Genomic DNA, 20904 nt, shown 5'->3' on the forward strand with positions numbered 1-20904 from the left:
TTAATTACTTAATACATTCGGTGATGAACTAACGCCTAATACCTACTTAGAAGGTGGCACAAGTTCGTTAAAGTTTAGTTGATAAGCGCTTTGCAAGCAGTTCGATTGCTCAAGCCCTTTCAAGGTTCTGTATAACCAGCCAGGCAGCCCTTCCGCCAAGCTGTAAAAAACATGCTGCCCTTTACGAGTATCTTTTAGTACACCAGCTTGCCTTAACATTGCCAAATGTCTTGAGACTTTTGGTTGGCTCTCTCCCAAGGCCTCAACAAGACTATTCACACAGACTGATTCATTCGCAGACACCCACAACAAGGTTCGGATACGTGTTTCATCAGACATCAATTTGAAAAACTCATGTGGAAGCATAATTAAATACTCATATATGGATATGCGTATATATTAATTTTTACATACTAAGAGTCAAGGATCTTTTTGACCTGTCATAAAACCTTCATAATTAAATGGATAGGGATACATAGAAAAGCCCATCAACTTCTTACGGTCGATGGGCTCAGTTGGCAGAATAAACTATTTATTTAACAAAAATTTAGCGATGTAGCCGTTCTACTGCTCTGATGGTTTTGCTCAAGCTCTCTTCCGCTAAAGATGGCATTTTGCTTGCCATGGTGGCATACAAGCTGTCGATCATCGCCAATTTAACCAAACGTGCAGTGCCGTTTTTGCCAAGTACAGGCTCAGGCGACGCTGGGGCATAAAGTGGGATATCCGACAAGGATGACAGCTCTGCGTGATAGTTATTGGTAATAGAAATCACGGTCGCACCAGACTGTTTTGCCTGACGCACAGCATCCATGAGATCAACCGTCTGGCCAGAGTGAGAGACCACCAATACAACGTCTTGGTCTGTCATAATGCTCGCTGACATCAGCATTAAGTGACGATCTTTAGGCACCGATGATTTAATACCAATACGTAGCAGCTTATGCTGAAAATCTTCACAGATGATGCTTGAACCACCAACTGCAAAAAGCTCGATATTTCGAGCCTTTAGCAGGGCCTCTGCAGCCGCATCGACCATGCTTACATCCACAAAATTGAGGATCTCAGTTAGGGCATTTATGGAGTTTTGCAGTACCTTTGACACAATCTTCTCGGCGCTATCATCAGGCAACAAACGCTCACTTGGCGCATAGGACTGAGTTTCGCTCTGCGCATATAACGACTCTTTCAGCTGTTTAAAGCCGCTAAACCCCAACTTCTTCGATACTTTGACAATCAGCGCCGGAGAGACGCTTAATCGTTCGGCAACCTCATTTATCGAGGTCGACTTTTGCAAAAAATGCGGCTGCAAAAAGTTTTCCGCTATCGACTGTTCCGTCTTAGTCAGCGACGGCATCATCATACGTATATTGGGGATTACCTGATTCGAGTTCACAACTTTCAACACAGCTCTCAAAGTATTTCCTTCATTATAACCCTAAAACTACTGGATTTTCTGCACCTGTCGGTGACGAGTGTGCACTTGAATCGCTAAACTTCTAATGTCCAATGCTGGTAGCTGACTGCTTTATCACTTTCGAACCGGAAACCACATTGCAGCTCACTGCTACTTGCTTGTCCAAACAATCGACTGGTCATTACAGCTTTTCCATCATTGATAAAGACTTCAACGCATGAGTGGTCACGCATCAGCTGCAACGAAGAGGCTTTTCCCTTCCATGCTCTATCTTCCCATAAACCTGTTTTAAGGTTCTTTCGTCGAGTTGTGATACTCGAAGGCGTGACTAACAGTGATAAGTCGTCGGACAGCTCAATCGTGATAGTGGCTCCGTCAATATCTTGCAGCAACAATTCTGCACTTAATCCAACCAAAGCGGTGGATAAGCAGGTGCCCGATTGTGGGTTGCGGCGCAACGTCGTCAATTCTTCAACAGGTTGTTGTAACAGCTCACCGTTGAGAATGGTTAATCTGCGCGGGCAGGTCATTTGGTGAATCCAACCATATTCAATAGTTGGTTGATAAGGTTCAAACTCATCCGGTTTGCCCATCCAACCAAACAAAATACGACGTCCCTTGTTATCTTCGAAGGTTTGGGGCGCATAGAAATCGAACCCGTGGTCCATCAAACGGCTGCCAGTAGCGTTGTAAAGCGCTTGATGGTAATCGAGCTCACCCAAAGTGACCTCAACATCAAAAGTTTCTGTCGCTTTGCCTTCTATATCTATCCAAGTCTTTGGACAAGTAATCATGACATCGCAACCATCAAGAGCAAAGAGATCTGGACACTCCAGCATAAAGTTAGCATCTTGCTTGCCGTTAATGTCAGTACCGTAAATGTCACCACATTTCTCCCACTGATGCAGGTCAGTAGAACGATACAGAATCACCACGCCACGCCGCTGCAAATCTTCTGCTCCAAGCACCATGTAATAATGATTGCCACGTTTCCAAACTTTAGGATCGCGAACATGACCGCTATAACCATCAGGCAATGACAATACCGGCCCAAGTTTAGTTACCGTGCCCTGCTCATCTAGCTGTGCTCTACATTGATAGGCAGTTCGACCACCCTCTGGGTATTTAACATTACCGGTGTAAAACAGCTCAAGCTTACCATCGACTTCAATAGCGGAACCGGAATAACAACCCGATATCTCATAGTCTTCAGTCGGTGCCAAGGCTAAGGGTTTATGTAGCCAATGGATAAGGTCTGAAGACGTTGCTAGCCCCCAAGCCTTTGCACCATGTTCACATTTGAGTGGGTTCCACTGATAAAACAAATGGTATTCACCATTAAAAAACGACAAGCCGTTGGGATCATTCAATAAACCAACACGTGGAGCGAAGTGCCACACTGGACGATATGGATCATGCTCTCCATGTTTAGGGGCATTAAGCAAAGATTGGATGGTTCGCAGGAAATATTGAGAATCTGTCATAAAAACTCCAAAGCCTCCCATTTAGGGAGGCTTATCATTAAATCGCTTATTTCTTTTCAAGCATCTTGTCAGAGAAGCCCATGGTGTAAGTCAACGAGAACGCCACACCACAACTTACCGCGTGAACGAGTAAGTAAGAGAGAATCTGACCATCTAAATAAAGTAGCGTGCCTGGGATAACGGTTACTGCCATACCGCTCGCTGCTAGACCAAGAATTTGCGCCACAAAACCACCAGCAGCACCACCAACTAGGGCGAATACGAATGGACGATAGTAACGAAGGTTCACACCAAAGATTGCTGGTTCAATAATGCCTAGGAAAGCAGATACCGTTGATGGGAAACACAGCGCTTTAAGCTTCTTACTCTGCGTCTTCATACCAACTGCTAGACACGCTGCCCCCTGAGCAGAGATAGCACCAGTGATAAGTGCGTTGAAAACGTTGCTACCTTCGTTCGCTAGTAGCTGGATTTCTAGCAGGTTAAACACGTGGTGAACACCAGTGATAACAATCAAATCCCACACGAAACCGATAATCAGACCACTCAAGCCAAATGGTAGGTCAAGCAAGTACTTAGTTGCCTCTACCATAGTCACTTCAACGATGTGGAACAATGGACCTACAGCAAGAAGCGCAACAGCACTCATAATAAGCAGCGTTAGGAATGGAGTCATCACCAAATCAAACGCTTCTGGCATGATTGAGCGAATGCGGCGTTCCAACTTCGCGGTTAGGAAACCTGCAATAAATGCTGGAATAACAGAACCTTGGTAACCAACGACTGGAATAAAGCCAAAGAACATCAATGGATTTGCTTCACCGAAACCAACCGCCCATGCATTAGGTAATGCAGGAGAAACCAGCATTAGACCAAGCACCAAGCCTATCAATGGAGTCCCTCCGAATACGCGGCTTGCCGACCAAGCCACCATCGCAGGTAAGAAAATAAACGCCGTATCCGTGAGAATTTGGGTATAAAGGATAAAGTTTGCAGGGATAGAATCAGGCGTTAGGCCAAATATAGCCAACACTTCAGGTCGCGTCACAAGTCCACGAAGCCCCATGAACAATCCTGTTGCTACCAAGGCAGGTATAAGTGGGACGAATACATCACTGAATGTGCGAATCGCTCGTTGTAGCGCCGTACCTTGTTGGTTTGCTGCTTGTTTAATTTCTGACTTTGAAGACGTCGATAAATCGAGATTCTGAACCGCTTCAAACACACGGTTAACCGTACCAGTTCCGAAGATAATTTGGTACTGACCACTGTTAAAGAACGCGCCCTTTACCTTGTCTGTATCTTCAATCCTCTCTCTATCGATTTTGGCTTCATCCGCCACCATCACACGTAAGCGTGTTGCACAGTGCGCAACCGATACTATGTTTTGTTCACCGCCTAACGAGTTAACCAACTCTTCTGCAATCAACGAATAAGACATCATTTCATCCTGCGATTTGTTTATTGAGTAATTGCTTTTCAATCTATCACCCCTTTACGTGCTAGACGACGATCTTTATCACAAAATAAATTATTTTATGAAATTTGCACTATTGTGAATTTTATTGTGAATTTTTAATTTGCTATTTTTCAATTACTTATATGATTACTGGCGATTTCAATGAAATTTAAATATTTACAGACGTGAATTTTATCGTAAAATTAAAGCCATATTCATCGGTTAAGGTACAGACAAACATGATCATTTCTATTGGTTGTGACCACGTAGGTTTCGAACACAAAGCTCTCGTTATTAGTCACTTAGAACAAAAAGGTCATCAAGTGATCGACTTAGGTGCTCAATCTGCCGAGCGAACAGACTACCCTCAATACGGCAAAGCGGTTGCAAACTCAGTAATTTCAGGTCAAGCCGAGCGCGGTATTTTGATTTGCGGTACAGGTGTTGGCATTTCGCTAGCCGCTAACAAAGTTCCAGGAATTCGCGCAGTGGTTTGCAGCGACCCATACACCGCCCAGCTTTCTCGCGAGCACAACGACACCAACATTCTTTCGTTTGGCTCTCGCGTCGTAGGAATTGAGCTCGCTAAAATGATTGTAGACCGTTGGCTAGAAGGTGAGTTTGAAGGTGGCCGTCACCAGAATCGTATTAACCAAATTGCTGACATCGAAAAGGAGCTCACTCATGGCTAAGTTTTGTCCTTCAATGATGTGTGTGGATTTCTCTAAATTACCTCAAGAGTTGGCTGAGCTAGAGAAGGCCAAAGTAGATATGCTTCATATTGATGTAATGGATGGACACTTTGTTCCTAACTTCGCCCTAGGCCCGGAAGATATTAAGGCTATCCGCAATACAACCGATATTGAATACGATGTGCACCTAATGTTGTCCAATCCAGATCAGTACATTGATATGTTTGCTGATCTTGGTGCAAGCCTAATGTATGTTCATGCGGAGGCACCACCGCACCTACATCGTACGCTTGGTAATATTCAAGCTAAAGGTATTAAATCAGGTCTGGCTATCAATCCAGGCACACCACTGAGTGTGATTGAAGATGTACTTGATGTCACAGACGTAATTTTGGTGATGTCAGTTAACCCAGGATTTGCGGGGCAGAAGTTCATTGCCAATGCTTTCAATCGAATTGATCGCATTATTGACATGATCAACAAACAAGGTACCGATACTAAGCTGGCTATTGATGGTGCGATCAGCCCTGAAGTCATCGATTTGCTTAAGGATAAAATCGAATACTTTATCCTTGGTACTGCTGGCTTATTTGGTAAACCAACTAGTTATGCGGAAACCATGGATAACTTGAGAGCAATTGCAGATGGCAAGCTAGCCACCGCAGCTTAACCCCTACTTTAAAACTGCTCCTGCTATAAAATTCGCGTATAGCTTGATAAGACCTTTCAATGATGAAAGGTCTTTCTTTAGCTGCAAATAACTCCCATAATATTGCCTGTAACCACACCGTGATGCTCAATCTCTTGAGGAAACCATGACTAAAAAGATTCTCTTTGTCTGCCGAGGCAATTCAGCACGTTCGCAACTAGCGGAAGCGATTATAAATCGCGATTATGCTGAGTTTTATCAAGCCTATAGTGCAGGTAGCAGTCCAAGTCAGGTTGACGCAAGAACGATATCGACATTAAACGATGCAGATTTTCCTACCGATGAACTGTATTCAAAGTCCATCGACGAGTTTAAAGACACGCATTTTGACTATGTAATTACGCTCTGCTCTTCAGCGCAGCGTGAATGTGGTGTATTCGAGAACACTGAAGAAAGTATTTATTGGGATCTTCCTGCGCCAACGTCACTCTCTGATATCTCCTTCGAAGCGTCTTTATATGATCTACAAAAGCGCATCGACTTGTTTGTTACCGTTCATCAACCGACTAACGATTTAGATTTTGATCCTTTAGTACTACATAAGTGCTTAGGCGATCAGACTCGCCTCATGATCACTTTATTGATCTTTACAGAGGTTGAATTGAGTGTTGGGGAGCTGTGTGAAGCATTACAAGAATCACAGCCTAAGATTTCCCGAGCGCTCGCAGTACTCAGAAATTGCGGGATCGTTTCAGATAGAAGAAAAGGTCAATGGGCGTTTTACTCCATTTCAGGCAAACTACCACTATGGGCAATCGACATTCTAGACGCATCTGTGGTCAGTATGAGAGGAGCATTAGTGGCGGCTAATCAGCTACTCAACCAATCGACCACCCGCCCAGAAAAACATAATTAGCCACTCATTTTCGTATCATCGAATAAAGGTCAGCAGTTGGTGCATTTCAGTAATGCTATGTAAATATGAGCTATTGATTGTGGTCTCTTTATGCGGTTCCGCATGGGAAAAGTACAACGTGGTTACATTGGCTTCAACGCCAGCTTGAATGCCAACCAGAGAATCATCTATGAATAAACACTCTTCTGAGCTCACTTGCATTTTGTCCATCACGTAGTGCAACAGTTTGGGATCGGGCTTCCATGCATTGGCATCCAAAGCACTGAAGACAGTGCCTTCAAAGTACTGGTCTAGTTTAGCCAGCGGCAACGTAAACGCCATCTTTTCATGGGGAGCATTTGATGCGATACATACCGCAATATTATTCGCCTTCAGCTCATCCAATACTTCATAGACACCATCGATAACCGTTAATTGTTCAGCAAACAGCTCCTTACAACGCAGTCGATAGTGGCTAATAAGCTTAGCTAAACCGTCATTAGCAAGCTTGGAGTTGTCGTCGACCAGTGCCCCGAAGATCTTTTCCAGTTTTACGCCTTGAAACTGATCTTTGACATCATCATAGTTGACCTCGACGCCAATACTACTTAGCACCTCTACAATAGCTTGCAAACACAAACGTTCACTATCGATCAGTGTTCCATCACAATCAAAAATCACGCATTTGATTCTCTTTGATGCCATATTTTATTTCACCACCTGATTTTAGTCTGTTGCCTTTGAACAACAAATCGCCATATAAAGCACACAATATCATCAGGGTTTATTGGCTTCAATGAAGGAAGAGTTTGTCCCGTATGAGCCACTATTTTGAAAAAAAGTTACCAAATGGTGCCCATTCATCCGGATTATTTATTTTGATCCAAAAATTAAATACTAAGCGCCGAAACCTTGCTCTAAAACAAGTTATGCACAGTGAAATCTGATCAATTCGGTGGTAGAATTCGTGCCCGAAAAGAAAAAAAATTACAGAATTAGCGGTTATTTTTTTGCAATCTTACTGAAATATAGTGGATTAGCTCAAAAAAAGTAGCCTAGAAAGCGCCTCAGTTGGTCATAAAATGACTAAACTTGTTGAAAGACTTTCATTTCTAGAAGAAGCAAAATAGGCAAGACATTTGATAGCTCATGTGAATTATTTATGGGCATCCCTAGCCTTCTAGAGAGACTAATACTAACTTTCAAATTGTAATAATATTTACCCGGAGAGTATCTTCCATGAAAAAGACCAAAATCGTATGTACGATTGGCCCTAAAACTGAATCAGTAGAGAAGCTAACTGAACTAGTAAACGCAGGCATGAACGTTATGCGTCTTAACTTCTCTCACGGTGACTACGAAGAGCACGGCACTCGTATTGCTAACTTCCGTGAAGTTATGGCAAACGTTGGTAAGCAACTTGCAATTCTTCTAGACACTAAAGGTCCAGAAATTCGTACTATCAAACTAGAAGGCGGCAATGACGTTGATCTAGTAGCTGGTCAAGAATTCACTTTCACAACAGATATCTCTGTTGTTGGTAACAAAGACACTGTTGCTGTTACTTACGCTGGTTTTGCACAAGACCTTTCTGCTGGTAACACTATCCTAGTAGACGACGGTCTAATCGAGATGGAAGTTATCTCTACTACTGAAACTGAAGTTAAGTGTAAAGTTCTTAACAACGGTGCTCTAGGCGAAAACAAAGGTGTTAACCTACCAGGCGTTTCTGTTCAGCTTCCAGCTCTATCTGAAAAAGATAAGAACGACCTAAAATTTGGTTGTGAGCAAGGCGTTGACTTTGTTGCAGCTTCTTTCATTCGTAAAGCTTCTGACGTTAAAGAAATCCGTGACGTTCTAAACGCAAACGGTGGCGAGAACATCCACATCATTTCTAAGATCGAAAACCAAGAAGGTGTAGATAACTTCGACGAGATCCTAGAGCTTTCTGACGGTATCATGGTTGCTCGTGGTGACCTTGGTGTTGAAATCCCAGCTGAAGAAGTAATCTTCGCTCAGAAAATGATGATTGAGAAGTGTAACCGTGCTCGTAAGACAGTTATCACTGCAACTCAAATGCTTGACTCTATGATCAACAACCCACGTCCAACTCGTGCTGAAGCGGGTGACGTTGCGAACGCAATCATGGACGGTACTGATGCAGTAATGCTTTCAGGTGAGACAGCTAAAGGTAAATACCCTGTTGAAGCGGTAACTATCATGGCTCAAATCGCTAACCGTACTGACGGCGCACTAAAAGCTGAGCTAGGTTCTCGTCTAGACAGCCCACGCCTGCGCATCACAGAAGCAGTATGTAAAGGTGCAGTAGACACAGCTGAGAAGCTAGCTGCTCCACTAATCATCGTTGCTACTGAAGGTGGTAAGTCTGCACGTTCTGTACGTAAATACTTCCCAACAGCAAGCATCGTTGCGCTAACAACTAACCCTAAGACTGCTGCACAGCTAGTTCTTACTAAGGGTGTTCGCCCAGTTCTTGTTGATTCAATCGACAGCACTGATGAGTTCTACAAAAACGGTAAAGAGTACGCTCTAGAGTCTGGTTTTGGTAAGAAAGGCGACATCGTAGTAATGGTTTCTGGTGCTCTAGTAGCTTCAGGCACAACTAACACAGCTTCTGTTCACGTACTATAATTCTTACAGTACATTCAGAACATCTATAAAAAGAGGGCATACGCCCTCTTTTTTTTATAATTATCTTGCCCAATTTTTCAACACGCTGTACTATCCTTACGTTTTTACAACACAGCATACTGCTGAGTTGCTTTTAGGTAATTCTATTAAGTTAATGAGGTGCATTGTGTCTAGCCCAACTTTGACAGACAAAGTAGCGAAGCTAATCTGTCAGGATATTCTTTCCGGAGAGCTTAAACCAAACCAAAAGCTGGTTGTTGCGGAGCTTAAAGAAAAATATAACGTAGGAGCATCCCCTATCCGAGAGGCACTAATTCAGCTTTCGTGGATTAAGTACGTAAAGCTTGAACCGCAAAAAGGATGCTGGGTTGCACCTGTTTCTAAGGTCGAACTCTACGACCTATATGAAAGCCTCAAGGTTGTGTCCTCTGTGTTACTAGAAAAATCAATCAAAGAAGGTAGTGAAAGCTGGGAGTTGGAAATACTGACTGAGTTCCATAAGCTATCGCGCTTTAAGTTCCAAGCAGAAAACTTCAATTGGCAAGAGTGGGAAGAGCGTCAAGAAGCCTTCTACAGTTCTCTATTAAGTGGTTGCTTCTCTAAGAACATGCTTGAGTTTTTTAGCGATATTATCAGGCAGGTTAAACGTTATCGACGTATCTCGCTAACCCATTCACCAAAGAGCTTCTCACAGCTCTTCAACCTCGATGAACATGAAAAGATCATGAAGCTAACGCTAGACAAAGATCTTGATGGTGCGAAACAGCAACTTGCTGAGCAGCTATATCGAATGATGAAAGAGATTGAGTCGACGGTCGATGAGATAGAAATGGCATAAAAAAATCGGGGCTAGCCCCGATTTTTACCATCCAAAAAACTCTTTGTGGTGCGTATTCAATAGTAGCACCATAGGCAAAAAGTATAATGCACTCAGCTTAATACCTAAAACAACGAGAGTCCCAATGGTAAGTCTTACCAAAAAGTGATTGTACATAACGAACCTCTACCACCCAACTATTTGACATCCTTGATATATTTTGTCAAAAAACTTGAAGAATTCCGTTCTTGAAATAAGAAAAAGTGTTTGTAAAAAAGTGTGACCTATATTCAAGAACTGGTAGTTTACTGATTATTCCTTTTAGGTCAAGTTTTAACCAGCATTAGACTTTAGTCTAATGCTGAGGCACGAATTTTTCCACTCGATCCGAGACGAATCTCAATTTTGAATCTCTCTTACAAATGCATACTCGCTCTAAAAGAAATAGACCGATTCTGTACGCCAAAGTGCTGTTGGTTGTTGTCTTAGCCGAAATCCATAAAAGTTAGGATCCAAAGACAAGTCCTTATAGTACTGACGGTACAAATGTTCACATTTCATCATCGAAATCTCGTTATCTTGCAAAGGCTTTCCACTGAAAAATCCAATGCGGGAACCCGTTTCAAGCCGAGATGTATTGCCTGCAAGAAAAATGTCCATACCATCAGAAACAGCCACACCACCTTCTACAACGACTATCTCCAACTGGTGTCTATAAATACTGTTAAAAAGCTGGAACTTACTTTCGTTACATTGCTTACCATCAACTTCATATATTTCCAGTATTTTTAGTTCAGGGTACTCTTTTAGTAAGGATAGAAATGCATCTAGAGTACCACGGCAAACCGTGCCATCTAGTGTGGCAACATTGGGGTTCATTACATAAAATGTTGCCGGCTTTTTACGTTGATCAAAATAGTTATTATCACATTCAGAAATAAAGCTATTTTTTAGCCCTGTGGATGAAGCAATCACTAAAGAAGATGAGCACATAAATATAAGCCCTAGAATACGAGCTAATAGTTTATCACTAGAACCTATTGTTGAAGTAAAATCCTTGAAAGTAAACATTGTCCATTTCCTCATATTTCTCAAGTTGTTCCAGAGACTCAATACCTTCAATAACTAAAGTACAACCAAAAAAAGAACATAGATGAGCTATTGTAAAAGTTATATTGCTACCTTCATTGTCTTTGTCCAACTTTTGAGATATTTTTTTATCTACCTTTATTATATGTGGAAGTATCTTATCTACCAGAAAAATATTGTTATTACCTATACCAAAGTCGTCAACAACAATCACCTTTCCCCTATTTTTTAAAGAAAGGATATTATCTATCACCTGAGGGGTGTAATCGACACTTGAGTCTTCAGTAATTTCTATATATTTTATATTCTTTGCATTTGATAATGTCTTTAGTAGGAACTGACAATACCAACTTCTTAACAAAGATGGGCAAATATTTATACCTACATCTAAGCTTGCATTCATTCTTTGCAAACGTCTAATCTGAAGAAAAGTATGGAAGTATAAAAAACCATTACGACGAAATAACTCAATCACTTGTATTGGTGTTTTACTAGAACAAAACCTAGAGAGTATTTCAAAATAGACCACTTTGTTTTCTTGGTAGTCTACTACAGGCTGAAGATGATACTTGCAAGTAACCACCAAATAGAATAAATAACTGTAGAAAACTAGCACTATTGATGAAAAAATTATCGAAGACAGCAATATAGCATATTGATATTCCTCTGAAGAAGTATAGAAAGTTAGCAATAACAACATTAGTAGAAAATAGTTTTTCATTATATTCACTATATGTTCCTTTTATCTAGGGAGCTAGGTTATTACTTAGCATCATAATTGATAAGTAGATCCAAACTGCAAAAAGAGAGATTATAATAGTCGCTATAGTTTTCAGCTTCGCAGATAAATTATCTAAGTCCTTACTTAAATGAGTTTGTGAGTTAATGAATATTTTATCTGCTGCCATTGATAGGTCGGCAGACTCCGCATATAACGCTAATTTAGAAACTAATTGTATGGGTAAGAAACCAGTATTCAAAACATCGCCCAATGGAAGGCCTTCGGCTTGCCGATCCTGCATACTGGCCATATGTTTTTGAATCCACCTGGAATTTGTCGTACTTTTAAAATTCATAAAAGTATGTCCAACTGGGACGTTTAATCTTATCATCAAAGATAATACCCCTAAAAATACAGATGCGTAATTTAGAGTAAGGATAGAAACAATAGGCAAATTACTTAACTTTTCTCTAAAGTTGCCAATTCCATTTTTCAAGTACCTATTAAATATAAACAATGATATTACAACTGAGAAAATCAAAACCGGAAACCCGAAGCTAAATATAAAACCACCTAGAGCATATAGTGTCGATGAGACTTTCGGCCATTGTTCAACTGGAAGAACTGCTTCAAACTCTGGAAAAACCTTTATTGAATATCCGCCAATCATCAATAGTACTAAACCAACCATTACAATCGGACCAATCAAAGCAGAGAACATTTTATCAACTGATTTTTTCTTCAGTACGCATATATCATAAGCACGCTGAATACCTATCACCATATCGCCAGCTTCTGAAGAAAGCTTAAGAATTAGCATTTCATCATCTGGAATCTTACCCTCTAATAGTAAAACCAGATCGCCCTTAATATTGTACACCTCAAGTAAATCTGTGTATAACTTCACCATCTCTTTGTTCTTTATGCTTTTGTTGATGGTAATATTACTTTCCAAAAAGCTAACTACCGATACATTATTTTTCAAACAATCAATAAATGCTTCATATATCTCTACTCGTATTTTTGAATTATACATATCAATTTACCCCGTAGATTCGCTCATACTCTTGCGGACAAAGTGTGCCTGCAACAATCTTTGAAAATGCGTTTTCAGACATAGTGTAACCACTTACTCCATCTTCATATCTCTTCCAAGTAGCGAACAGCTCTTGCGTACCAACTGAATCGATTACTTCGTTATAAGGGAATAAAAACTCGACACAAATTTGGCGACCTTTGTAGCCAGAGTAACTACATTTTTCACAACCAGACTCACTCGATATATGAATATCAGCATTCTTATCAATAAGTCTTGTATATAAGCCATGAGAAACACGTGATTTAAGAGTTTCGTCATCAAAGTTGAACGGTAGGGAGCAGTGAGTACAAGTCCTCCTTAGAAGTTTTTGAACAATAATTCCGGCCCAGAAGTCATATGACCGAAGCTTATCCATTTCTATCCCTAGTGAATTTAGGCGAGATATAACACCTGTGACGCTACTAGCATGTAATGTAGTTACAGCTAAATGCCCACTTTCAACAACGTCAGTTAGTGCTTTAGCGGTAGCTGGATCACGAGTCTCTCCAATTAACAACACGTCAGGATCTCGTCTCATTGCCGAATAGATATAACGCATAAATGGGTTCGTATCGTCCCCTTTTAGTTCATTCCTCTTTACGTTTGTCTGAACTGCCCCTCTTATTGAGTACTCTACAGGATCTTCCACAGTTAGGACTGAGATAGACTTATTATGAAAACTCAGATATAGCCACTCCAAAAAACCTTTAATCGTTGTGGACTTTCCGGAGCCGGTTGTTCCAGCAACAACTACTAACCCGAATGGTCTACTTACCATTTTTTTTATCAGATCAGATTCTTCGGGGGAAAAGCCTAAATCTGTTAAATCAGAAATTTCTCCGACGCCTCCGTCTTGAAGCACTCGAAAGACGGCATGATAACCTTGCTCGGTGCGCGTTTTAAGCGGTGAGTGCGCATAACGTAGATTTAGTATCTTCCCTTTAAGGCTAGGAATCGGCCCCATAGCATCCTGAGGAACCTTTCTATTCCATGCACTACCTTTGCTAATTGCTTCTACATTGTAAAAAGTTGATATAGCAGCATCCGCACTATCTGTATCCAATGTCTTGTAAAAACTCTTATTTCCATCTACTCGGAAATAGATGTCACACTGTTGGTCATTTCTAACAAAGTGAATGTCGCTAGAACCATACTCATCAGCGTCACTGAAAACAGAGACTAAAGTTTGTTTAGCTTCGGTAGAGTCTACATGAAGTAAATCTTTAGTAGCCAAACGATCTATTTCAGAAATAACTTTTAAAGGAACAAAATAAGAAAAATTAAAACTGTTTTGAAGAATAAATTTATTTAAACTATCAATGGCTAGTCCCATTCTGCCACTGTCTTCAGGCAGGAATAGATATTTTTCGTTTGATTTAGTTAACTTGCATACGTAGATATTATAGCTGTCTAGATCCGTAGAGTATTTCGTAACAGACAAATCTTCTCTCTCTAATATGTCTTGATAGTCAATGATTACATTGGTAGTCACTTTTTGTACCTCAGTTCTACTGTGCCATTTGATGAAACTACATAACTATACCCACCACCGAAGATCCTGTTTGGCTTAATTCTACTAAATCTGGCACCGTTACTTCTGTTAAGAAAATCAGCGTATGTAGTACCATCTATTACATATATAGTAGAAAGGGTTATTTCATAGTTTGATGTTTTTGGAGACTCTGTAGTCTTAATAGAACTGTTATTTTTAACCTTGATGCTTCCTTTAATAGATGCTTGCTTAGATGTTTCATTCAACTGCTCTAGTATTTTCTTTTGTTCAAGTTGAAGCCTTTTAATCTCAATATTCTGCTCTATTCCCTTAATTAAAATTTGGTTGTCAATGCTTCTTTTTTGGAATTTTCTAAGTCGCTGTTCAATCTCACTGACAGGAGCAACCTCTTCTTGCAAGGTGGTAGTCTTTGATTTTGACTTATCATCAATATTGCTAGCGTAGGATAAAGAAGAAAATAGAGAGCATACCATTATTATTAAGATTTCTGTAACCGTGTGCCTACTATTTATAATAGAATTACCCATTATATATCACTCCTATATCTGCTATATATTTAGAATCTTTAAAAGATAGTTTCTCAAAGAAGACATTAGATGACTCAGGGAATATATCAATCAAAGAGTAGAGTGAATATATATCCCCTTCATAAGATAGATTAATTTTATATATATTCATATCTTCAGAGATATAAATCTCATTCTGAGTAGTCGCTAAAGTGACCTTAATATTGTTATCCATATTTCTATAAAGCTCAGTATAATTATTAATAAGATTTGCCATATCTGATATTGAGTGAGTCTCTTTGACTTTGATGTGTTCAAAATTCATGATCGGTATTGGTTCTGAGGGTATTGGTTCCAACATTAAAGTAGCAATCTTATTTGAGTCACTAAAATTAACCGTATCTTCCTTTTTCATTAACCCTAACCCTACAATTTGATTGACAATATGTTCTATGAAGAATACCTGAGAACCGTTAACATTCTGATAAATGACTGATATTTTAGGTGGAGAACCGCTATCAATACCATAGTCGACACTTTTAATTCTCCAATTAGATATTTCGTTAAAAATTCCGATATTGACGATTGTATGAAAATATAGTGCAGCATCCTTAGCATTAAGTAAGTTTAAATAGGTCAGAACTTGACGTTTTTTGGAGCTTTGACTAGCAATAGCTTCTATACGTTGATTTTCGAGTAATTGTAGATCTTGCTTTTCTTTGTAATCAACATAATTACTGACCGATATATATATGGTACTTAGTAACCCGATAACTATGAAAACCATTAAGAAAGCATTAATTGATAGCTTCATAAGTATATAGACCTAAATATTAAAGATGCTATTAAGGACAAAGAGATTATCAAGCATAAAGCTACCAATTTATAATCTAGCAGAGTTACCTTTTTTAACCTAACTGAACCTTCAATTTTACTACTAATAGCGCTAATTTCATGAAGTTGCCCGCCTAATTTTTCGCACATCCTGACAATCTTATTTATATTTTCAATCGTCATTTTTACTGGTTGAGGAAACATACTCGCTGTATTTAGAAATCTGCCACTTATGTAGATTGCTATATATCCTTCATCTGTTTCCTTGTTATGATAAACCGCAAAATGAGGCTTAGAATTATCGAAATCTTTATTACTTTCTAACAATCTAATTAACTCAGTCTCCAAATTATAGTCGGAATTGCTCCTTACTATATATCTACTTTTTTTATCAATTAAAGAAGAACCTATCATTCTATAGAAGTGACTAAAATTCTTCTTTTCTGACTTTCCTATACCATTATTCGTCCAATATCCAATGTCCATCATATTACCTTCGGTGATATTAAAATGGCAATTTTCCTATTAGCCTTATTCTTATCAATACTTCCCCCTAGTGCGAGAATACCGGGGATAGTACTACCTCTATTATCATTCAAACGATTCTCATCAAATCCTGTTAATACTAAAGTATCACCAGACTGAAGGCGCATTCTTTGAAAAGAGGAGTTCTCCGTTGTTTCCGGCAACTGGATATTTTCATATTTGGTAATTTTCAACAGCTCCTTCTGTTTAATCATTATAGTCATTTCAATATTGTTAAGCTCATCAATTGTTGGAAGCATTAATAATTCAAGTCCCGACTCAACACTATCTATTTCATAACTCTTCGTTTCTGTATTTTTGTCTTTATCATACTCTGACTCAATCGAGCGTACATAATTTCTTTTTGTTGACACATTAAAGGGCAAAGGTGAACCATTTATACCGACAAGATTTATTGAACTGGTAATTGACACGTTTTTATTTCCGTATAAGCTGGACAGTAATATATCTGTTCCATTGAACTTTCCTGATACAATAGTTCCCTTTATCTCGCCTACTGGAGAGTCAGAATTAGTATTTGGTGAAGTTACTGAGTTAGAAAATTCATTATCTTTATATGCTAACTTTCCGGATAATCCAAAAACAGAACTTTCATCCCCTGAGTATTGCACAATCTTAACGTCAATAGAGGTTTGCTTTTCTTGATTCTTTAGTAATCTATCTATAAACCCTCTAACTGAATCTATTTTGTCTGGTCTTGATGTAACTCGTATGTGTCCAGTACGTTTTGATAGTATGATGTCACCTTCCCCTTTTAAGATAGATTCGATTGTAGATACAATAGAGTCCATATCATCCTGATTATGTACCCCAGAAATTGGACTACTAGAAACTACATTTACAGACATATTCATATTGGATGTAAAAGTGTTCCCTGGCAACTGAGCGTTATACACAGAACACTTGTTAAGTCGCAGGTTTTTCCCATCAAAAAGAGCATCATAGTTATAGATTTCTTTAAGATAGTTTAGATACCCAACAATATTACCTTTATAGTTAATTGTTGACTTATGTTCTTCCGAGGGAAAATTACAATTATCCATAACCTCTACTCTTATCCCTTTTGATTTAATAGGGTTTGTTGCCTCTATTAGCGAGATGTCATACATAGAAAACATGGCCACATTGATGCTTTGGTACTTTACTTCGCGATCTAATGCTATCTGCTCACCTCTAAATAAGAAGTCATCAACAAATGAAACGTTGTTTTTTTTCCTAGTATTAGTTTTTGATGAGAGCTGTTCCAATTGCTTTTTTACATTATTTATATCTGCTTTCGTTTCAACATTGCTTGTATTTGAGCATCCAGAAGCAATAAACAAAAATAGAATGTTAATTATTAGTAACCTCAAGCACATTATTCTTCTCATAATATGTAAACCTATATTCTCCGTAGTAGGAAGACAGCTTCTTAAGCGCCACTCTAAAATCATTACCAAAGCTTATATCACTGATAATTCGACTATCCACCTCTGAATTCCACCGTAAAGTACCGTTTATACTATTCATCCATTCTGTAATGTTGTAATACAAGGTCTTATCCTTGTAAATATTAAAACTATTTTTATCCATACTATTTTTATTCGATGTATTTTGGCTATAGCTTTCACTTTTACGCTTCTGATTTTTTCCAGCGAAACCACAGTTAAACCCTTCTGTGTTGGCATAATTATCTGCATTCTTAGGCAATGTGTAGCTACATGTAATTTTAACTTCATCGCGATTCCTATTATTATTTTCTTCATTAAATTCAGTAAATTTAGAATCGTTATTTTCCACATAAGGGAATTCAAAAGTTCCTATAACATCAGGAGCAACACTCGCCATCGATTTACATGTGCTAATACTCGGTAAAGATAACCTAGTGCCAACCTTAATGTCTCTAACGTTAGGTATTTTATTAATAGCCACCATGCAAGAAACATTATTAGCGTCACTTCTTATTCCGTTATCCCTAAGTATGCTATAAAGAGTATCTCCATTGCTAACAATTACCACTTTAGAGAGAGCTTTCAAGGGTAATATTATAGCGAACAAGGAAATTATCGATATTCTTATTACTTTTTTACGCATTAAATATAGCCTTATGCATCACACCATATTAACGCCATTGCCAATATCTTAGATTTATCTACGTCTGGGTTATTTGATGCAATATTAATATTCCACTCACTGCCACTAGTTGTCCAACCTAGAGAAAACGCTCCTGGTACCGTGACATTACTGATTATTGGCGAATATCGATCACGACTAGGTAGGCTGCCACTAATACCATATGAGGCCAATGAAAGTGATATATTTGGCCTTAGTCCTGTTGGACAGGTTGGCTTCAATAGTTTATCACCGTCTTGTACAATCCTACTCTCGATAGTTGAACGTTTATTGCCACTTGTATCTTTAGTTATAACAGTGCCTACACTGATGTTTCTTGGATTATTACTTCCATCTAATATTGATATTCCTTCGTCATCACCTTTAAGACAAACATTTAAACCCGAGCTATTCTTCCAACAAATAGTGCCACCGGATTGCATTTTAGTACTGCCGTCTGACGCTAGATACTGTCTTGCTATGGTTGAAGCAGTTAATATTGTTTTGCTACCGTTTTTTACAAAATTGATTGATAAATCATTTGCGTCAAAACCATGTACTCTTATCGTGTTTCTAATCGCTCTTTCTATTAATGATTCATTAACTTTATTTGATATTACTTTTGAATTGATAGGCTGATATTCAAGCTGATACTCAAATTCACTTGAAGTTTTTCTGTTTATTTTCCATGAGAAAAACTCTACTAAACGACTTGAGTCAAATGACAGAGAACAATTAAGGCCTTTTTTCCACGATGCTTCATTTCTCTCTCCTGATGGACAATCTGTGGATTTAAGCTGCTTAAACGATACATCAGTAAACATTTGGCTATCAGATATATTAAGATCATTTCCTTTTAGGTCTATGTAGTCCAGAATATAACTACTAACCAAGCCTATTGTTTGTCCAACCGATTTTAGTTTTTCTTCCTCAGATTTTCGCATTGCATAATATGAACTTCCGATCATTAAAATGCTAGCAATCATTATTGCTATCATTGTGTCAAGTAAAGCGAACCCCTGATTTAGTTTTCTGCTCATATCTCTTACCAACTATTGCCCCTAGTAACAAGTACTAGAGGCAATAACCATAAAACTAGCGATCGCCTAACCACAGAGGATTTGTAGCAGCATCTTTACATTCAACTGTTTTAAGGTTGCTCGGAGAAAAATCAGAGATACCTCCTGTTCCAATGTCTGAAGGGGCTGCAGCAGCTACCTTAGCAAAGTAATAGTTTTTTCCGATCGATTGAAGTAGATCTACGCATGTATCTACATCCAATCCACCAATGCCTATAGTAAAACCAGCATCAGCATTCGAACCTATCGCAGATTTACTGATATTGAAGGAACCGCCATATGGGTTTTTCTTTAGATCATCAGAAAAATCTGCTGCAGCTAATCCGTTGTATGAGTTTGCATTACTATAAGCTCTTTGAATAGTTGTAGTTAGCTGAGATATATTCGAAATTGTATCCTTCATTTTCTGTTCAGCAAACGCAGATGACGATAAAGCTACTACTGCAGCTGTAATGATTCCTATAATACCGATTGCAATTATCATCTCTAATAATGCAATCCCTTTCTGTTTATTTTTGTGTTGCTTACCTTTGTGAGTAAGTTTCATCGCTGCTCCTAATATATTAGATTTTACTTATCATTGGCTAAAGAGTTGGCCACCGAATTTTTCTATCGCAATTGAATAACTCTACTAAACTAGACTATCGACTGAATAGAAGTTAACTCTTCTTCCGGACACTGCTTTAGTCGGTAGGACATTACACCAACCTACGCAGTTACACCTAAAAACAATACTTAATAAAAGCTAACAAAAAAATCACACGACATAACAAATCTACACATTAGTTAATCAACTTATAATTTAAGACTGACACCAGTATTATTTTCGTAGTTATCTGATAACAATAGAGTTTCTTTTTAAGTTATTAGGATAAGTAATGAAAAATGTATTGGATCAAGCATTGCAGTTAGAATGTGATATAACAATGGGGGAACTAGTCTATAATCCATCAACAAGAGTACTTAAAAATTCTACAGACAAAGTTATCGCTATCGATCAACGTTCATTAGAGGTATTAGAGATTCTATTATCTAATGTCGGTACTCCAGTAGATTCCGAAACAATGTTGTGTCGCGTCTGGAAAAATAAGTTTATATCGAAAAATGTTGTTACAAACCGAGTTTGTTTTCTTAGAGGTATTGTTAGAGAGAATGTTGTGAGCATAGAACCACGAGAATTACTCAAAACATATCCTAAAAAAGGTTACTATTTGTCACCTAACTACGTGGAACTTAGAGTCGAGGATGATGTTAACCGCGTACCTTTAGACTGCACTAGTACTAAAAAACTTTGGATATCCAATATAAGGCATATTTATTATCTCGCCTTGTTTCTTTTTATGCTATGTTCTTACTTAGTATATAGGAACATATAGCTTATA

22 protein-coding genes are annotated in these 20904 nt (G+C 38.7%); 6 read left to right on the forward strand and 16 right to left on the reverse strand.

Annotation, left to right across the window (positions count from 1 at the left end):
* Positions 1 to 42: 42 nt before the first annotated feature.
* The 4 genes from HOP38_RS14075 to HOP38_RS14090 form a co-directional block, all read right to left on the reverse strand.
* Entirely contained in the window at positions 43 to 366 is a 324-nt protein-coding gene (locus tag HOP38_RS14075; protein WP_062459922.1) for an ArsR/SmtB family transcription factor, read from the reverse strand.
* 181 nt (positions 367 to 547) lie between these two features.
* The gene (locus HOP38_RS14080) at positions 548 to 1408 is read right to left on the reverse strand and encodes an SIS domain-containing protein (RefSeq protein ID WP_231892984.1); all 861 of its coding nucleotides are present in this window, start codon (positions 1406 to 1408) and stop codon (positions 548 to 550) included.
* An 83-nt stretch (positions 1409 to 1491) separates the two neighbouring features.
* On the reverse strand, positions 1492 to 2901 hold the full coding sequence (locus HOP38_RS14085; RefSeq protein WP_198558316.1) for a glycoside hydrolase family 32 protein: 1410 nt from the start codon (positions 2899 to 2901) through the stop codon (positions 1492 to 1494).
* 46 nt (positions 2902 to 2947) lie between these two features.
* Positions 2948 to 4384 carry a sucrose-specific PTS transporter subunit IIBC gene (locus HOP38_RS14090; protein WP_242456542.1) on the reverse strand — a complete coding sequence of 479 codons (1437 nt, stop codon included), beginning with the start codon at positions 4382 to 4384 and terminating at the stop codon, positions 2948 to 2950.
* 215 nt (positions 4385 to 4599) lie between these two features.
* Between HOP38_RS14090 and rpiB the strand changes: the two genes are divergently transcribed.
* The 3 genes from rpiB to HOP38_RS14105 all read left to right on the forward strand — a co-directional run bounded on the left by rpiB (position 4600) and on the right by HOP38_RS14105 (position 6617).
* Positions 4600 to 5052, forward strand: a complete 453-nt coding sequence (gene rpiB, locus HOP38_RS14095; protein ID WP_038225066.1) for a ribose 5-phosphate isomerase B — start codon at positions 4600 to 4602, stop codon at positions 5050 to 5052.
* Complete coding sequence (gene rpe / locus HOP38_RS14100) at positions 5045 to 5722, forward strand: ribulose-phosphate 3-epimerase (RefSeq protein WP_006075705.1); 678 nt, start codon at positions 5045 to 5047, stop codon at positions 5720 to 5722. Before rpiB ends, rpe begins: the two co-directional genes overlap by 8 nt.
* A gap of 145 nt (positions 5723 to 5867) precedes the next feature.
* A complete protein-coding gene (locus tag HOP38_RS14105; protein ID WP_051867750.1) occupies positions 5868 to 6617 on the forward strand; it encodes a metalloregulator ArsR/SmtB family transcription factor in 750 nt (249 codons plus the stop codon).
* Positions 6618 to 6632: 15 nt separating this feature from the next.
* Here HOP38_RS14105 and HOP38_RS14110 read toward each other — a convergent pair whose 3' ends face one another.
* Complete coding sequence (locus tag HOP38_RS14110) at positions 6633 to 7301, reverse strand: HAD-IA family hydrolase (RefSeq protein ID WP_096442808.1); 669 nt, start codon at positions 7299 to 7301, stop codon at positions 6633 to 6635.
* 534 nt (positions 7302 to 7835) lie between these two features.
* Here HOP38_RS14110 and pykF point away from each other — a divergent pair.
* Together pykF and HOP38_RS14120 are read left to right on the forward strand one after the other, a co-directional pair.
* Entirely contained in the window at positions 7836 to 9248 is a 1413-nt protein-coding gene (gene pykF / locus HOP38_RS14115; protein ID WP_006075666.1) for a pyruvate kinase PykF, read from the forward strand.
* A gap of 154 nt (positions 9249 to 9402) precedes the next feature.
* Positions 9403 to 10086: a GntR family transcriptional regulator gene (locus HOP38_RS14120; protein WP_198558317.1), complete on the forward strand. Its 684-nt coding sequence runs from the start codon at positions 9403 to 9405 to the stop codon at positions 10084 to 10086.
* Between the two features lie 414 nt (positions 10087 to 10500).
* On the opposite strand, the gene HOP38_RS14125 is transcribed toward HOP38_RS14120, so the two are convergent.
* From HOP38_RS14125 to HOP38_RS14175, 11 genes are read right to left on the reverse strand one after another with little or no spacing between them, the layout of a single operon-like run.
* Positions 10501 to 11136, reverse strand: coding sequence for a hypothetical protein (locus HOP38_RS14125; RefSeq protein ID WP_198558318.1), 636 nt, complete (start codon positions 11134 to 11136; stop codon positions 10501 to 10503).
* The gene (locus HOP38_RS14130; RefSeq protein ID WP_242456543.1) at positions 11096 to 11875 is read right to left on the reverse strand and encodes an EAL domain-containing protein; all 780 of its coding nucleotides are present in this window, start codon (positions 11873 to 11875) and stop codon (positions 11096 to 11098) included. The genes HOP38_RS14125 and HOP38_RS14130 overlap by 41 nt, the downstream gene beginning before the upstream one ends.
* A gap of 25 nt (positions 11876 to 11900) precedes the next feature.
* Positions 11901 to 12911 (reverse strand): type II secretion system F family protein, encoded by a 1011-nt coding sequence (locus tag HOP38_RS14135; protein ID WP_038225048.1) that lies wholly within the window; start codon positions 12909 to 12911, stop codon positions 11901 to 11903.
* A 1-nt stretch (position 12912) separates the two neighbouring features.
* A complete protein-coding gene (locus tag HOP38_RS14140; RefSeq protein ID WP_198558320.1) occupies positions 12913 to 14445 on the reverse strand; it encodes a GspE/PulE family protein in 1533 nt (510 codons plus the stop codon).
* Positions 14442 to 14993: a hypothetical protein gene (locus tag HOP38_RS14145; RefSeq protein WP_198558321.1), complete on the reverse strand. Its 552-nt coding sequence runs from the start codon at positions 14991 to 14993 to the stop codon at positions 14442 to 14444. Before HOP38_RS14145 ends, HOP38_RS14140 begins: the two co-directional genes overlap by 4 nt.
* The gene (locus tag HOP38_RS14150) at positions 14986 to 15786 is read right to left on the reverse strand and encodes a hypothetical protein (protein ID WP_198558322.1); all 801 of its coding nucleotides are present in this window, start codon (positions 15784 to 15786) and stop codon (positions 14986 to 14988) included. The genes HOP38_RS14145 and HOP38_RS14150 overlap by 8 nt, the downstream gene beginning before the upstream one ends.
* Positions 15783 to 16292: a hypothetical protein gene (locus HOP38_RS14155; protein WP_198558323.1), complete on the reverse strand. Its 510-nt coding sequence runs from the start codon at positions 16290 to 16292 to the stop codon at positions 15783 to 15785. Before HOP38_RS14155 ends, HOP38_RS14150 begins: the two co-directional genes overlap by 4 nt.
* Complete coding sequence (locus HOP38_RS14160) at positions 16292 to 17722, reverse strand: type II secretion system protein GspD (RefSeq protein ID WP_198558324.1); 1431 nt, start codon at positions 17720 to 17722, stop codon at positions 16292 to 16294. Before HOP38_RS14160 ends, HOP38_RS14155 begins: the two co-directional genes overlap by 1 nt.
* Positions 17685 to 18425 carry a TcpQ domain-containing protein gene (locus HOP38_RS14165; RefSeq protein WP_198558325.1) on the reverse strand — a complete coding sequence of 247 codons (741 nt, stop codon included), beginning with the start codon at positions 18423 to 18425 and terminating at the stop codon, positions 17685 to 17687. The genes HOP38_RS14160 and HOP38_RS14165 overlap by 38 nt, the downstream gene beginning before the upstream one ends.
* A gap of 11 nt (positions 18426 to 18436) precedes the next feature.
* Positions 18437 to 19483, reverse strand: a complete 1047-nt coding sequence (locus HOP38_RS14170; RefSeq protein ID WP_198558326.1) for a hypothetical protein — start codon at positions 19481 to 19483, stop codon at positions 18437 to 18439.
* Positions 19484 to 19538: 55 nt separating this feature from the next.
* Entirely contained in the window at positions 19539 to 20069 is a 531-nt protein-coding gene (locus HOP38_RS14175) for a prepilin-type N-terminal cleavage/methylation domain-containing protein (protein ID WP_198558327.1), read from the reverse strand.
* 331 nt (positions 20070 to 20400) lie between these two features.
* Here HOP38_RS14175 and HOP38_RS14180 point away from each other — a divergent pair, with 331 nt between their 5' ends.
* The gene (locus tag HOP38_RS14180) at positions 20401 to 20898 is read left to right on the forward strand and encodes a winged helix-turn-helix domain-containing protein (protein WP_198558328.1); all 498 of its coding nucleotides are present in this window, start codon (positions 20401 to 20403) and stop codon (positions 20896 to 20898) included.
* Positions 20899 to 20904 lie beyond the last annotated feature (6 nt).

Origin of the sequence: Vibrio mediterranei (assembly GCF_013364395.1) — a bacterium.
In the GTDB taxonomy this organism is placed as follows: Bacteria; Pseudomonadota; Gammaproteobacteria; order Enterobacterales; family Vibrionaceae; genus Vibrio; species Vibrio mediterranei.